Origin of the sequence: Desulfuribacillus alkaliarsenatis, from assembly GCF_001730225.1 — a bacterium.
Classification (GTDB): Bacteria; Bacillota; Bacilli; order Desulfuribacillales; family Desulfuribacillaceae; genus Desulfuribacillus; species Desulfuribacillus alkaliarsenatis.
Genome location: NZ_MIJE01000001.1, coordinates 270,124 through 285,394, shown reverse-complemented (window position 1 = coordinate 285,394; position 15,271 = coordinate 270,124). Strand labels below are relative to the sequence as shown.

The window sequence follows — 15,271 nt, the reverse complement described above, 5'->3', positions numbered from 1 at the left end:
GCCACGTATTTGCTAATAAAAAATTGAGCCATTTAATTCATTCTCCTTTAATAAATATCTTGTTTGCAAACGAATCGAATCCCTGTATTTAAAAATTTTCACAGCAAAACAACCCTTGAATATCAAGGGTTGTTTTGACTGTTGTATGGTGGGCGCAAACGGGCTCGAACCGCTGACCCCTACCTTGTCGAGGTAGTGCTCTCCCAGCTGAGCTATGCGCCCATATTAAGTTGGTGCCGAGGACCGGACTTGAACCGGTACGAGATTTGAGCCTCGCAGGATTTTAAGTCCTGTGTGTCTGCCAATTCCACCACCCCGGCTAAATGAAGCTTGGCAAATGCCAAGCTCTTTAGCAATGACTTGCTATTTAATTTGGTTGGTGGGCCCACCAGGATTCGAACCTGGGACCAACCGGTTATGAGCCGGTTGCTCTGACCGGACTGAGCTATAGGCCCTTTAAAGTGGCGGAGCTGACGGGATTCGAACCCGCGATCTCCTGCGTGACAGGCAGGCATGTTAGGCCTCTACACCACAGCTCCACTCAGTCGCAAAATTCCAGCGACATTTAATAGAATAACATATATATTCTCTCAAGTCAATATTTCTAGACAAGTTTTTTCAAAAAGTGGACATGTTATTTTTTCCAACATGTCCACTCCAATAATAACTTTCCAACTTTAAGCTTTCTAACTTTCACTTTTATATCCTAATCTACAAAATCGAATTCCATCTCTACGATGCGGATCGTATCGCCTTCTTTAGCGCCTGCTTCACGTAGTGCAGCATCAACACCGATGCCTTTTAATATACGGGCGAAGCGGGTGACGCTATCCTCACGACTAAAGTCTGTCATGACTACAAGCTTCTCTAGGCGCTCACCTTCAACGACAAAGGTTTCGTTATCTTTACGAATGGTAAACGGTTTTTCCTCTGCTTCTGCACGATAGATTTTGTAATCCTCTGTTTCTTCGCCAATATCTTCATAAAGCAGAATATTAGGCAGTTCTCTAAGTAGAGTCGATATATCTCTAAGTAGTGGATCTAGACCTTTGCGGGTTAAGGCCGATAATTCATAGATTTTTATATCTTCAAGGCTTTTGCCTTCCTGCTTATATTGTTCCTCTAGCTCTTCTTTAAATATCTGTAAGTTATCTGCAGCGTCTGGGATATCCATTTTATTGGCGACGATAAGCTGCGGACGCTCCATTAGCTTTGGATTATAAAGCTCAAGCTCTGCATTGATTTGCATAAAGTCTTTAAACGGATCTCTGCCATCGACAGCAGCCATATCAATCACATGAACAATCACTCGGGTACGCTCAATATGTCGTAAGAATTGATGTCCGAGTCCAACTCCTTCATGTGCCCCTTCGATAAGTCCAGGCAAGTCAGCCATGACAAAGCTATCCTCTTCGTCAACCTTAACGACCCCGATATTTGGTTGCAAGGTAGTGAAATGGTATTCAGCGATTTTCGGTTTAGCTGCTGATACTACAGACAGCATTGTCGATTTCCCAACGGACGGGAACCCTACCAGACCAACATCAGCTAATAGCTTCAGCTCTAAAATAATTTCAAACTCTTCACCAGGCTCGCCCTTTTCAGCTATATCAGGCGCTTTGTGACGAGAGTTAGCAAAACGGGTATTTCCACGTCCTCCACGACCACCTTTAGCAATAGTTGCTTGATCTCCGTGGCTCACCAAGTCCGCTATAACTGCACCAGTCGCTTCATTTACCACCACAGTACCTGGCGGAACACGCACTATAAGGTTGTCCCCTTTAGCACCATGCTGATTCTTAGTTCTTCCGTTTTCACCCTTAGGCGCACGGAAATGCTTCTTGTATCGGAAGTCGACAAGTGTGCGTAACCCTTCATCCACTTCAAATATAAGGTCTCCACCCTTACCGCCGTCACCACCTGCAGGGCCTCCATCAGGCACAAAGGGCTCACGACGAAAGGCGACCATACCATTACCGCCGTCGCCACCTTTGACATATATTTTTACCTTATCTACAAACATGTTTCCACCTCATATGTATAAATCATTCTCATTTCTGATTATTAGCTATTGTAGAACAGCAGCTCCCATTCAAAGACCTCTGAATCCTGGTGATGCTGTCTTAGTTCCACATTATACTTCTCTAGACGTTTTTTCAAGCAACTTACTGCTTTGTTGTCTTCCGCTAGCTCCTCGCCATAAAGCGAGAATATTATTTTTGGAACCTTGGGCTTTGTAACATTATCGACTGACATAACAATCTGAATATGGTTTAACCCCTGCTCCTGAGCCGCTAGGCTTGTAATCGTACTTAATATTATTGCTAATAATTCTTCTTCATTACGTTTTGTATATTCTAATAAATGTATACGTCGACTGCTACTATAGAAATCAAATTTCAATTCAGGAAAGCGCATAGTCATTGCAATAAGATTTGCACTTAACCGATCATTACCTAAATTCGATAAGCGGCTTTGCATTTGATATTCTCGCGCTATTGCCTCAATGTAATCAATAATCTTTTCCGTTTTTTCTAGTTTGGCATAGGCATGAATAACTTGTATATGATTAACCATATCATGACGTAGTTCTGTCAACATTTTTAATACCTGCTTGTGTGGTTTATTCATTTTTAGTATTTCCATATTCATAACAACCAACCCTAACATATCTTATTACTTAATAAACACATTTCACCGTATTCAATAAGTATGTACTTCCTTTATTCGACAAAGATACATAAAATCCCTTTTAAAATAAGAAAAAGATAATAGCGCAAACGAAATCAAGAACCATTTTAAAGAGTAAAGAGCCAAAAAAAAGATCTGGCTTTAGACCAGACCTTTCTCTATAGGTTTTATGCTTCAGCAGATACTGGGTAAACGCTTACGCGTTTTTTATCGCGACCTAATCTTTCGAAAGCAACAACACCCTCAGCTTTAGCAAATAGTGTGTCATCTCCACCAATACCTACGTTATCTCCAGGGTAAATCTTTGTACCTCTTTGACGTACAAGGATACTTCCAGCAGATACAAGCTGGCCATCTTGACGTTTAACTCCTAAGCGTTTAGCTTGACTGTCACGACCGTTCTTGGAACTACCTACTCCCTTTTTCTGAGCAAATAATTGTAGATTCATTTGTAGCATGTAAGCCACCTCCTTATACGTGTTTCGTTTTATATTCGATATATTCACTATAATTATCTTTAATTGCTTGAATACCTAAGACCATACTCTGTAAAAGTAGCTGCATTTTCTCTTGCTGTAATAAATCCTGTTGTTTTGGAAAATGACATTCTAGTATTCCTAAATCAGATGTTGGTTCTAGCTTAATCCCTAATAAGTGAGAGATGCTATTTACAGTATTCAGTGTTAATACTGATACGGCTGAACAGACAATATCTTGTCCTTGATCTGCATAGCCCGCGTGACCATGGACTTGAAAAGATACGACTTCGTCAGCTCTGTTCTTGTATACGATAATTTCAACCATAGGCTAAGTACTACCTTACTACTATGCGTTGATAGCTTCGATTACAACTTTAGTGAACGGTTGACGGTGTCCTTGCTTACGGCTGTAGTTCTTTTTCGGCTTGTATTTGAAAACTACGATCTTCTTAGCGCGACCATTCTTCTCTACTTTGCCTGTTACTGTTGCATTAGCAACTGTTGGGCTACCAACTTGAACTTGACCGTCTTTAGAAACAAGTAATACCTTGTCAAAGCTCACTGAATCTCCAACTTCTGCATCTAACTTCTCAATGTAAAGCTCAGTGCCTTGTTCTACTTTGTATTGCTTGCCACCAGTTTCGATAATTGCGTACATGTACTGCACCTCCTATTAGACTTAGACTCGCCGTCGAAGGTCTATAAGGCTATATAGCTTATAATTAAGCTGTATACTTATAGTTTAAAACCTTGTACGTGCGGTTGAAGCATGCCGGAGGAAGACCCCAATGGCACACTGCTCAAAATATAATATCACTTTTCCACATACGCTGTCAATAGCTACGCTTACTCTTAGTAAGTTATAATTCTAATATAGCGCTGCTGCTTCCTTTTCATCTCCTGAATAGATAATGTTAAAATGCTCGATATCTACAAATTCCTTCTCACGTATAAAGATGCGTTTGCCAAATTGCTGCTCGATAAACTGCTGATTTTCATTATTAGCACCTTTAAAATCAGCTGCTATCCGTGGATGCATCTCGACAATAATTGCTTCGTCCTTCGTGTGTCGTAGGTAATGACGGATTTCTCTATCAATACGATTGGCTATCGCAATATCTGACAAGACTTTCCCAGAGCCATGACAGGTTGGACAGGTATCTAGAAGGACATCATGTAAGCTTTTTCTTATTTTTTTACGTGTTATTTCTACTAATCCGAGTCTTGTGATACCTAAAAGATGTGTTTTGTTGCTGTCCTTTTGTAGTTCTTCCTCCATGACCTGCAAGACTTTTTGCTGGTTTTCCTCGACATGCATATCAATGAAATCGACGATGATAATGCCACTGATGTTACGTAAGCGTAGCTGTGCCGCTACTTCCTTGGCCGCTTCAACGTTCGTACTAACAACTGTGTCCTCGAGATTTCGCTGGCCTACGAACTTGCCAGTATTTACGTCAATCACAGTAAGAGCTTCTGTGTGATCTATGATTAGATAGCCACCATTTTTCATCCAAACCTTTGACTTTACAACCTTAGATAATGAATCTTCAATTCCATAGTGGTCAAAGATTGGAGCATCACCTTTGTAATGGGTTACACTCGAAATTAGGTGGGGAGCAATGTTTTCAAGTATTTTTGATATTGCCCGATACTCATCATGTGTATCGATAACTATTTCTTCGACATCCTCAGTTAAAACATCCCGTATTACCCTTGGGACAATTTCTAAATCACGATGAACCAAGCTTGGGGTTTTCTGAATTTTAACTGTGCGTTGGATATTCTCCCAGATCCCTAAAAGTAGCTTGTAGTCCATTTCAATCTGCCGACGGTCAACGGTATTTGCTACTGTGCGTAGAATCATCCCTAGTTGATCTTTTTCAAACAGTGATTGAGCTATCTCTTTAAGACGGCTGCGATCCTGCTCATCTTCAATTTTCCTCGAAATTCCAATATGCTTAGATAGCGGCATTAGCACAATGTAGCGCCCAGGTATATTGATATTGACTGATACGCGGGCCCCCTTAGTTCCAAAGGGCTCCTTGACCACCTGTACAACGACCTCTTGACCCTGCTTTAAGATCTGATTAATTTGCACATCATCGGTCGTTCCCTGTTCCTCTAAATGGTTCGCCACGATTGCATCGGAAACATAGAGAAAGGCGTTTTTTTCTAGCCCTATATCTATAAAGGCTGCCTGCATTCCTGGCAGAACGTTACTGACACGTCCCTTATATACATTGCCCACAAGCCGCTCACTTAAAGGCCTTTGAATATAGATTTCCCTTAGAGCTTCATCCTCCAGGACACCAACCCTAAATTCCCTACTATCACAGTTTATAATCAGTTTTTTTCCCATTGTCCATCTCTCCAGCTTTAATATCCTAACATCTGAACTAAGTTTTCCTTATGATAGAAACGGTTTCTTTATCATCTGCTCTTCCATGATGCCAAGGTTTTTTCTATGGATTTGATAGGGAGCTTCTGGCAGTTCACCGTAAGTACGCAGCACTTCGATAATTTCATCAGGACGAACGTTAGCCTCACTTCCTGATTTCACAAGTGCTCGGACGACAACTTTAGTGTCGTCGCTATCTGCTTCTGTGATGCATTCAATCTGGTATACAAACGGCTTTATGTCAAGCTCCCGCTCCTTTTTCTTACTAAACCTAGATATTACCCAGCTGTCTTTTAGGTTTATTTTGTGCAAGGCTGCCTGCAGCTGCTCTTGGAATTTTGCAAGTGATTCTGCACGTGATTTAGCAAGTGATTCTGATTCTGCAGAAGCTTCTGAGTTTTGTGTTTCTGGGTATATATAAATCTCATACTCTGCAGCATTAATTACGCTCATTAAGGTTTTCAGCTTTTTCGGTTCTTCTCCTAATTCATAGAGGTGCGCTTCTTCGATTCTGAGTCCTTCAGGAAGAATTCCGTTCATCTGCTGCATAAATTCGTCTGGAGTCATCGGCTCATTAAGGTCAATATCAAGAAATTCACTTTCACTGGTGGTCCCAACTCCTAAGGCAGAGCCAAAGGCTAGCCGTGGATGGGGATTAAAGCCTTGACTATAGGCAATTGGAATCCTTGCCCGCCTTAGGGCACGACCAAACATTCTTTGCAAATCGAGATGGGAGATGTAGCGTAGACCATCTCCTTTTGAAAAGCGTGCACGCATCGTTCTTATCACTGAACTTCCTCCCCCTTCCAGACAACAACATCTACACCTAAGGACTGACATACTCCGCAGCCTGTACAGTTTGCGGTCCGACAATCTTCAATTGTCTTACCTACTAACGCCCGCTCGTATTCAATCTCTAAATATTTCTTACTAACCCCCGAGCTAATATGCTCCCAAGGAAGAATTTCATCATAGGCAAAATTTCTAAAGGCGTACCACTCTGGATCTATCCCTACCTCCTGATAAGCCATCAGCCATTCACGATTACGGAACTGCTCTGTCCAGCTATCGAACTTGCAGCCGTTCTTCCAAGCTTGGTAAATAGCCTTAGAAAGTCTACGGTCACCTCTAGAAACAGCACCCTCTAGGAAGCTAACATTTGGATCATGCCAGTTATATGTGATGGCTTTAGATTTTATCGCATTTTGTAATACGGAGCGACGACGCTGCAGCTCATTCTTAGATAGTTGTCCAACCCATTGAAATGGCGTATGGGGCTTTGGTACAAACAGCGAGGTGCTTACTGTAACCTTAAGTCCACGGGTTTTGCCTTTATTTACACTACGATAGGCTTCTACTACCTTCTCTGCTAGCTCAGCGATGCCAACTATATCCTCATCCGTTTCTGTCGGTAAGCCGAGCATGAAATACAGCTTCACTTGCTTATATCCAGACTGAAAAGCACTAGTCACAGCGTCAATCAAGTGCTCTTCGTTAACTCCCTTATTGATAACATCACGCAGTCTTTGACTACCAGCCTCAGGGGCAAAGGTAAGCCCAGACTTACGCATTTGTTGTAGCTCTTCAGCTAGCTTGACGGAAAACTTGTCCGCCCTTAACGATGGCAGGGAGATGCCGATTTTCTCTTCCTTAAATTCATCTAGTAGCTCATGGATTAACTCCTGAATTTGTGAATAATCGTTGCTTGCTAATGATGTCAACGATATCTCATCGTATCCTGTCTTATCCACTAATGTGCGGGCAATTTTTCGAAGATTTTCCTTCTTGCGCTCACGAACAGGTCGATAGACCATACCCGCCTGGCAAAAACGACAGCCCCTAGTACATCCCCGTTGAATCTCTAGCATGACTCGGTCGTGGACAACGTTCAAAAACGGAACAACCAAATCCTCTGGATATTCAGTAGCATCTAAGTCCCTTAGCACCCGCTTCTCAACCTTAGCTGGTATCGAAGGGTGATTAGGTGTAATAGAAGCAACCCTACCGTCATCCTTATACTCAACGTCATAAAAGCGTGGCACATACACACCAGGGATTTTTGCTAATCTTAAGAGTGTCTCCTCCCTGGAAATCTGTTTGCCAGTGGATTTTTGTTCTGCTTTTATCTCCTTGTACACATCAGCTATATCTATAACTGCCTCTTCACCCTCACCGACCACGAATAAGTCGAAGAAATCAGCAATCGGCTCGGGGTTAAAGGCACATGGTCCTCCTGCTAGTACTAACGGATGCTCTTCAGTACGATCCTTAGCATACAAAGGTAAATCTGAAAGGTCTAGCATATTTAAAATATTGGTGTAGCTCATTTCATACTGTAATGTAAAGGATACAAAGTCGAAATCCTTAATCGGCGTTTTCGTCTCTGTGCTCGTCAGTACTTGATTGTGGTTGCGGATCTTTTGCTCCATATCGACCCACGGTGCAAAAGCGCGCTCCGCATAGTATGTATCCCTTTTATTTATAATGTGATATAAAATTTTATAACCTAAAAAAGACATCCCAACCTCATACACATCAGGGAATGCCAAGGCAAATGTTACATCCATTTGTGCGTGATCTTTCATCACTATATTCCACTCGTTACCAGCGTACCTAGCTGGTTTTTCTACTTGCGTCAGTATATCATGCTGACAAATCTTCTCCATAATTTCCTCCTAAAAACTTATCCAAAATAGTATCGCTTTATTGTATCAAAGAAATCCCCCAACTTACAAGTTTCCTTGTCACTAACTATGATTATAAAGTTAGCATGTGTTTATAAGTTTAACATGTCCTCCATCGACATGTGCAACGGTACCTGTTCGTCAAAAACCTTATGTAAAATCTCATTATCCGTGAGCGTTCCTATAACTTTATTATTATCCATAACCCAAACAATAGTCGTAATCCCTGGGGAAAAGACCTTGATTATATCTGATATTTTCTCATCCTTGTTTGTTGATATGTGCTTTATTTGCTCAGAAGTCGTCTTAGCTGAAGCTTGCTTATAATTCTTATGTAAAAGGGCATACATCTGTTGGTATTTCATTTGTCTCTGATCCATAAAGGTTGCTAAGAGCAAGAATGCACCTAGAATTAGAAAAGTGACGTTCAAATAACCCAGTGCAAGCATAATTAATCCCACAAGCACAAGAATAGCTCCGATGATATAGCTTAGCCGATATGCCATTCTCGTACCTTCTATCCATCCATGCTCCTGACATACCGTAGCCCGATAAATTCTCCCACCATCCAAAGGTAACGCTGGGAGGAGATTAAATCCCGCTAGCAGCATATTTGCTTTAATAAAGAACATAGCTAAATCCCGCTCGATAACACCAAACTGGAACAGCACCAAAGCTATCATTATCATAATAATATTATTCATCGGACCTGCGATGGCTACGAGCTTTTCTTGCCTAGGCCAGCCTTGGAAGTTCCAATCAACCTTTGCTACACCGCCAAATGGTAGAAATTCGATTTCGGTAACTCGCCAACCAAAGCTACGGGCAACAAACACATGCCCCAGCTCATGAATGATGACAATGAGAAAAAAGAGCAGTGCTTCAAAAACCTGCCCTGAGTAACCTATATAGATGAGGAATACTAGAAAAAGCCAATGTATACGAAGTTTCATGCTGAACCACCTTATGGCAAATAAGCTTCTGGGTCGACTGCTTTACCATCTTTGATAATCTGGAATAGTAGCAGTTCAACATCATCAGTACTATCTACAGTTGCAATGTGTTGACCTTTTCCTACCGTGTCACCTTCTTTTACTACGATATCCTTCACTCGACCGTACACAAACGTTAAATCCTGTTCACCCTCAACATAAATCAGCAGCTCTTCCTTGTCGTTATAGCCAATCTGAGTAACCTTACCACTGGCTACTGACTGCACCTGTTTATTATTTAGAGCGATGAATTCTAGAAACGGCTTATCTTCTGTAAATCTTTTCACTAATAAACCTTCTATTGGTAAGCCAAGCTTATTATCGATAGAGGCTCCGCCATTTTGCTGAGCTGGCTGCCCAGGATTTTGCCCAAATACTGGGATTGCGTCTGGGTTTGTCGGGTACTGGTTAAAGTCATTATATAAGCCTGGGTCAGTTGAAGTCGGTGTCGGTGTCGCGATTCCCTCGTCAAAATTAAAGAAATCATTCTCAAGGTTTAGGGCCTCTAGAACTCCCTCCCAGTTATAGTCACGTTCAACAACATCATTAATAAAGGTTACACTCGATTGTGCCCACGGTGCCGAAAGCTGCTGTAGAGACAAAGTAGAGACAACGAGCATAACAGCAATAGCCGATTGCCAGATCCACTTATTGTTATTTACCTGTTTAGGAATTGGTAATCGGTTCATTTGCTTGTCAGCTTGTCTGTCAAATGATTCCTCGTAGTCGTCTCCAAATTTTAATTTGTCAATCAATTGCTCCCGTCTTCTTTTTACACCTTCTAATTTAATTCGCATACCAATCACCTACTATTTAGGATACTTGTCTATTTGTACAATCCTATGCAGCAGCATTTTAAGATATGCAATAAAAAATAGCCCCCGCAGGAGCTACTTAAATAGTTTCTTAAGCTTTGCCAAAAAGCTATCGTTTTTCTGACGAATGTCTAACAGTGGTACTGTCTGACCAGTGATACGTTTAGCGATATTACGATATGCCTTTGATGCTAGTGGTTCAGTTTGAATGGCAACTGGCTCACCCTTGTTGTTAGCACGTAGAATATTATCATCATCAGGAACTACCCCAATTAGCTCTACAGCCAATATACTTACGATTTCATCGATATCTAGCATATCCTCTTCAGACATCAGTCGCGAATTGGCACGGTTAACAATTAAGTCCATGCGCTTCATTGCTTGCTTTTCTAATAAACCAATCACCCTATCGGCATCTCGCACGGCCGTAGCATCAGGTGTCACAATAATAATTGCGCGATCAGCCCCTGCAACAGCATTCTGGAAGCCCTTCTCAATCCCAGCAGGACAGTCAATAATCACATAGTCGAAATCTTCCTTAAGCTGTGCAATAATTTCTCGAACAGCCTCTTCTTCTAAAGCGTTTTTGTCCTTCGTCTGTGAGGCAGCTAGTAAATATAAGCTTTCAAAGCGCTTATCTTTAATAATAGCTTGCTTTAGCTTACAATTCCCCTCAGCCACATCAACAATATCATAGATAATTCTATTTTCTAAACCGAGGGCAACATCTAAGTTCCTTAACCCTATATCTGTATCTACTAAACAAACCCGTTTGCCCAGTATAGCTAGTGCTGAGCCAACATTAGCAGAGGTCGTTGTTTTACCAACTCCGCCCTTACCAGAAGTTATAACAATTGCTTCACCCATCTAATTCACTCCCTATATTAAATCATTGCTGGTTTTTTGTGTTTAAACTGAATTCTATATTCGTCAAAATAGGCAGTGGTTACACAAGTAGTTTGTGCTTTAAAATCGCCCGCCTGCGTCTTACCAATGCAATCTGCAATCCGTACCTGCGCATTACCCCATGCACCTGCAGATATAACCCGCTGCTTGTCTCCCTTAGAGCCTGCATGTACAGATCCGCCTAGTATTCTGCCCATAACTAAGATATCTCCTGTGGCCAGTACCTTAGCCCCTGCATTCACATCCCCAAAGATAACCAGGTTGCCGTCATGCTCGAGGACTTGCCCAGAGCGGACGGTACCACGATAGATTCTCGCTGTGTTCTCGTCGATTAAATGTACCACTGATTGTTCCGTTGTCTGTGTATTTGTGTCAGTACTAGCATCTTGTCCATTAGTCTTGTCAGCATTTGCTACCACAGGCTCAGTCGTACTAGATTTAATTCTTGTTAATATTAAATTCTCCTTAAGGGATATAATCTCCTCTAATAGCTTGCGTTGTTTTTCATCTAATTCACGTCTACCACAATCAATCTTAATACGAACCATTGGACCGGTAAGTAAAGTACTCAATTCTCTACGCACCTTCTGCTTTAGCTCATCTGCTACATGGGAAAAGGGCTCTTGATCATTTAAAATAAATGCCAGTCCTTCATTACTACCTTTGATTGTTACTAGACTCTTTTTGGGCTGCAATTCTTTCTCCGTCATTAAGAACTTCCCTTCCACAGTATAAAAGTAACAAAACGTATTTTTCTCATATTCTATTCTATATTTCTATTCTAATTTTCTAATGTATTTCCTTATTCGATAACTGACTCAATTTCTCCTGCCAGTAAATTGACCTATTTTTTATTTCTCAATCTGACAAATTTCTCGTACTTTATATATAAACAAAAACCCCTTATGAAAATTCAGCTTTCCATAGGGGGCATAACTTTATTCAATATCTATATTTTGTAAGTGGAAATACTCTTCAAGGATTCTACGGGCTATCATACCGCTTGTATCAGAACCTCCACCGCCATTTGGTACAATTACCGAAACTGCAATCTCTGGATTTTCATATGGAGCATATCCGACGAAAGTCGCATTTGTTCTCCCCTCCACACCAGTCTGAGCAGTACCAGTTTTCGCTGCCACAGACTCTGGAAAGCCTAGGAAAGTGTTATACGCAGTTCCTCCCGGCATTGTTACCATCAGCATTCCTTCCTGCATTACTCTAATATGCTGAGGGTCAATATCTACAACATTGAGCACGTCTTTATCCCGCTCTAGCAATGTTCTACCCCTATTATCTGTAACTTCTTTCACTAAATAAGGAGCTAAGCGTTCACCGCCATTAGCGATTGTGCTGGTATATTGTGCTAGCTGCATTGCCGTTAAGGTCATATTCTGACCAATAGCCGTAAAAGCCAGTTCACCGATTTCATTAACATTCATCGGCCAACCTGAACTATCCTTCGGTAGATCTATGCCAGTCTTTACACCAAGGCCAAACATTGCGAAATACTCCTTAAAGGTATCAATTGCAGGGTGTAAATCACGATTTCGCTGCCAATCAGATTTTAAGCTCTCCCTTAAGGTCGGCGGTGCATTACGCACACGACTCCAGTTCATATGCTGGGAATTTGGATATCCACTAATCCATAGGGCTATTTGGTACATATATACGTTGTTCGATACTTGAATAGCTTGCTTTGGATCGTTCCAGCCGTGTCCGCCACGATGCCAGGCCCAGCTTCTAAATGGGCGGCTCCAGTTGCCAATATACAATGAACCATTATCAAAAATTTGTGTATTTGCATTAATGACCCCTTCTTGGAGCCCCATCAGTGTTGTAGCCATTTTCACCGTCGAGCCTGGTTCATAGGCTGCATCAACAGCACGGTTTAAAAGCGGCAGATTACCCTCTGAAGTAAATAAATAATCGACTGTTTCCTGGGATAACGGACGTTTTGTAAACACATTTGGATCGTAGCTTGGATAGCTCGCCATCGCTAGAATTTCTCCAGTAATCGGATTCATTGCCACAGCAACGGCTTCTTTAACGTCTGGAATTGGGTCACGTTCACGTGTCCTAAGGATTTCTAGCTGTTCCTCAATAATCTTTTGCGAAGCTTCCTGCAGGCGTTTATCGATTGTTAGGGTTAAATCTGCACCCCTAACTGGTGCTTCCATACTAAGCTCGCGAATCGGCTGTGAAAAACGATTAACCTCAACCACTCGCTGACCTGCTGTACCACGTAGGAATTCCTCGTACTGCTTTTCCAAACCATCAATACCGACCTTTTCATCAAGACGATAGCCCATGTCTCGATAGAAATCCCTCTGATGCTCTGGAATCGGGCTTATATATCCAATAGCATGTACAGCTAAATTACCATAGCGATATTCACGGATTGGTTCTACAACAACATTGACACCTGGCAGCTCGTCCTTGTGCTCAGTGATATAAGCAACTACCGTTTGATCAACGTCTGTTTTTAACTGTCTCGGTAAATATCTTGGCAACCTACGTGGTGCCTTATAGTCCATGGCACGAAGAATATCCTCCTGCGGCAAATCTAATACTGTCTCAAGCCTAGCAGCAATTCCTTCGTAATCGACAAGGACATTAGGTACCTCTGTAAAAGTTACAACAAATGCTGGTCGATTAGACACCAGTAGTTCACCGTTACGGTCCATCATCCAACCGCGGGGTGCTGGCATCGAAAGGGTCGTTGTACTGTTGCTCTCGGACTGCATCAGATACTCTTCGCCCTTTACTAATTGCACACCCGCTAACCTTAATAGCAATATAGTGAAAAAGATAAATACAATAAAAAATAACAGATTCAGCCTACGGGGAACATGGGACTCTTCATTCTTCATTAAAAATAACCCCTCGCCTTTCTAGTAATGTTATAACTGGTTGATAGACTATGGCTGCTACGCCAGAACTTAATAACACACTTCCCCAAAAGTAGCGGTCAAAGGATTGACCAATCGACAAGTCAATCAGACCAAACATGGAGTTTATACCCCATATAATAAATTCAAATGATAATATACCCAGTAAGACTGATATGACAAAAACTATAATACTCTTATCAATAAACAACCTAAAGGTAATATTCGCCCAATAAGCAATGAATCCATAGGTAAATGCATAAAGCCCTATATAAGTACCAAATATAATATCCTTTAACAAGCCAATCACAAATGCAAACAGTACAATATTCTTATCCTCGCGAAATATACACAAAAACATTAGCACAATTATTGCTAGATTAGGCACAACAAAATGATTTACTGGTGTCACCATAGGAAAGAAAATAGACAGGAGGGTAGCTTGGAGAAATATTACTAACAGCATTATAGCTCCACTTAGTAAATAATACACTACGATTCCGTCCCTTCACCTACAGTCTGTTCATCCTCTATCCTATCTATTGTATCATTAAATGAATCATCAATCACTAGTGTTTGTCTAATTACCATAACCTCATTTAATGAATGGGTAGAAACAGCTGGTTTGACAAAGACACTCTGGGTCAGTCCACCTTCCGTTCTCCGTCCTGCCTCAACAGTACCAATTACTAGCCCTTTTGGAAATACTTCACCTAGTCCTGATGTAACGACTAAATCGCCACGCTCAAGCTGGACATCAGGGCGAATCATACTCATTTGTAAAAATCCATGCTCAGGTAGATATTCTTCAATTACCCCAAAACTCTCGTCCTTACCAAGGATGACAGCGGAAATACCAGAGGGAGCGCTACTATCAGTAATTAACAGCACCTTAGCACTGTAATTAGATACCGTATATACCCTACCAATTAGCCCCTCTTGATTAATGACCGCCATATTACGTTCAATCCCGTGGGCGCTTCCACGGTCGATTGTAATTAGGTTATCCCAGCGTGCCGGGCTTCGTCCAACAACATTCGCTGCCACTAGATCGTAATCACGAATTGATTCCTCTAAATCTAGTAGCTTACGAAGCCGCTCGTTCTCATCATTAACAATCTTTAACTCCGCTTGAATGAAAGCCATGCTGTTTAACGTATTTCGAAGTGCATGGTTTTCTTCATACAGGTTATTTATCCTACGTATATCGTCATATAAGCCCGCTACATAATTAGCGGGCTTATATATCATTTTTTGAATAAACGCTGATGTATCTAATATAATTTTTTCGGGTAATGTGACTTCCTCTCGCCCCTTAACCGTAAGACTCATCACCAATGCCAAGACAATGATGGCAATAAAGATAATCATCCAGCGGCGCTGTCCAAACCAGTTCTCCAATCTCTACACCC

At 41.5% G+C, this 15,271-nt stretch carries 15 protein-coding genes, 4 tRNA genes and 1 other annotated feature; all 19 genes read right to left on the bottom strand.

All coding sequences use genetic code 11. The annotated features are described in order from the left end of the window. Nucleotides 1-146 precede the first annotated feature (146 nt). Nucleotides 147-222, bottom strand: a tRNA-Val gene (locus tag BHF68_RS01405). Between the two features lie 9 nt (nt 223-231). Continuing rightward, nucleotides 232-320: transfer RNA gene (locus tag BHF68_RS01400), tRNA-Leu, on the bottom strand. A 57-nt stretch (nt 321-377) separates the two neighbouring features. Continuing rightward, nucleotides 378-455: transfer RNA gene (locus BHF68_RS01395), tRNA-Ile, on the bottom strand. A gap of 7 nt (nt 456-462) precedes the next feature. After that, nucleotides 463-539, bottom strand: a tRNA-Asp gene (locus BHF68_RS01390). Between the two features lie 167 nt (nt 540-706). Further along, the gene (gene obgE, locus BHF68_RS01385; protein ID WP_069641853.1) at nt 707-2,023 is read right to left on the bottom strand and encodes a GTPase ObgE; all 1,317 of its coding nucleotides are present in this window, start codon (nt 2,021-2,023) and stop codon (nt 707-709) included. 41 nt (nt 2,024-2,064) lie between these two features. Further along, entirely contained in the window at nt 2,065-2,646 is a 582-nt protein-coding gene (locus BHF68_RS01380; RefSeq protein ID WP_176719857.1) for a Spo0B domain-containing protein, read from the bottom strand. Between the two features lie 212 nt (nt 2,647-2,858). Beyond that, nucleotides 2,859-3,149: a 50S ribosomal protein L27 gene (gene rpmA / locus BHF68_RS01375; RefSeq protein WP_069641851.1), complete on the bottom strand. Its 291-nt coding sequence runs from the start codon at nt 3,147-3,149 to the stop codon at nt 2,859-2,861. 13 nt (nt 3,150-3,162) lie between these two features. Further along, a complete protein-coding gene (locus BHF68_RS01370; RefSeq protein WP_069641850.1) occupies nt 3,163-3,495 on the bottom strand; it encodes a ribosomal-processing cysteine protease Prp in 333 nt (110 codons plus the stop codon). Nucleotides 3,496-3,516: 21 nt separating this feature from the next. After that, on the bottom strand, nt 3,517-3,828 hold the full coding sequence (gene rplU, locus BHF68_RS01365; protein WP_069641849.1) for a 50S ribosomal protein L21: 312 nt from the start codon (nt 3,826-3,828) through the stop codon (nt 3,517-3,519). A gap of 13 nt (nt 3,829-3,841) precedes the next feature. Then, nucleotides 3,842-3,944: a sequence feature (ribosomal protein L21 leader region), on the bottom strand. A gap of 94 nt (nt 3,945-4,038) precedes the next feature. Then, entirely contained in the window at nt 4,039-5,532 is a 1,494-nt protein-coding gene (locus tag BHF68_RS01360; RefSeq protein ID WP_069641848.1) for an Rne/Rng family ribonuclease, read from the bottom strand. 48 nt (nt 5,533-5,580) lie between these two features. Continuing rightward, nucleotides 5,581-6,360: a TIGR03936 family radical SAM-associated protein gene (locus BHF68_RS01355; protein WP_069641847.1), complete on the bottom strand. Its 780-nt coding sequence runs from the start codon at nt 6,358-6,360 to the stop codon at nt 5,581-5,583. Then, complete coding sequence (locus tag BHF68_RS01350; protein WP_069641846.1) at nt 6,357-8,237, bottom strand: TIGR03960 family B12-binding radical SAM protein; 1,881 nt, start codon at nt 8,235-8,237, stop codon at nt 6,357-6,359. The genes BHF68_RS01355 and BHF68_RS01350 overlap by 4 nt, the downstream gene beginning before the upstream one ends. A gap of 110 nt (nt 8,238-8,347) precedes the next feature. Then, nucleotides 8,348-9,208 (bottom strand): site-2 protease family protein, encoded by an 861-nt coding sequence (locus BHF68_RS01345; RefSeq protein WP_069641845.1) that lies wholly within the window; start codon nt 9,206-9,208, stop codon nt 8,348-8,350. Nucleotides 9,209-9,219: 11 nt separating this feature from the next. Then, entirely contained in the window at nt 9,220-10,044 is an 825-nt protein-coding gene (locus tag BHF68_RS01340) for a M23 family metallopeptidase (RefSeq protein ID WP_069641844.1), read from the bottom strand. 93 nt (nt 10,045-10,137) lie between these two features. Next, complete coding sequence (gene minD, locus BHF68_RS01335; RefSeq protein ID WP_069641843.1) at nt 10,138-10,929, bottom strand: septum site-determining protein MinD; 792 nt, start codon at nt 10,927-10,929, stop codon at nt 10,138-10,140. Nucleotides 10,930-10,946: 17 nt separating this feature from the next. Continuing rightward, nucleotides 10,947-11,678, bottom strand: a complete 732-nt coding sequence (minC, locus tag BHF68_RS01330) for a septum site-determining protein MinC (protein WP_069641842.1) — start codon at nt 11,676-11,678, stop codon at nt 10,947-10,949. A 228-nt stretch (nt 11,679-11,906) separates the two neighbouring features. Further along, nucleotides 11,907-13,841, bottom strand: coding sequence for a penicillin-binding protein 2 (gene mrdA / locus BHF68_RS01325; protein WP_069641841.1), 1,935 nt, complete (start codon nt 13,839-13,841; stop codon nt 11,907-11,909). Next, nucleotides 13,831-14,352, bottom strand: coding sequence for a rod shape-determining protein MreD (gene mreD / locus BHF68_RS01320; RefSeq protein ID WP_069641840.1), 522 nt, complete (start codon nt 14,350-14,352; stop codon nt 13,831-13,833). The genes mrdA and mreD overlap by 11 nt, the downstream gene beginning before the upstream one ends. After that, nucleotides 14,352-15,260 (bottom strand): rod shape-determining protein MreC, encoded by a 909-nt coding sequence (mreC, locus tag BHF68_RS01315; protein WP_069641839.1) that lies wholly within the window; start codon nt 15,258-15,260, stop codon nt 14,352-14,354. The genes mreD and mreC overlap by 1 nt, the downstream gene beginning before the upstream one ends. Nucleotides 15,261-15,271 lie beyond the last annotated feature (11 nt).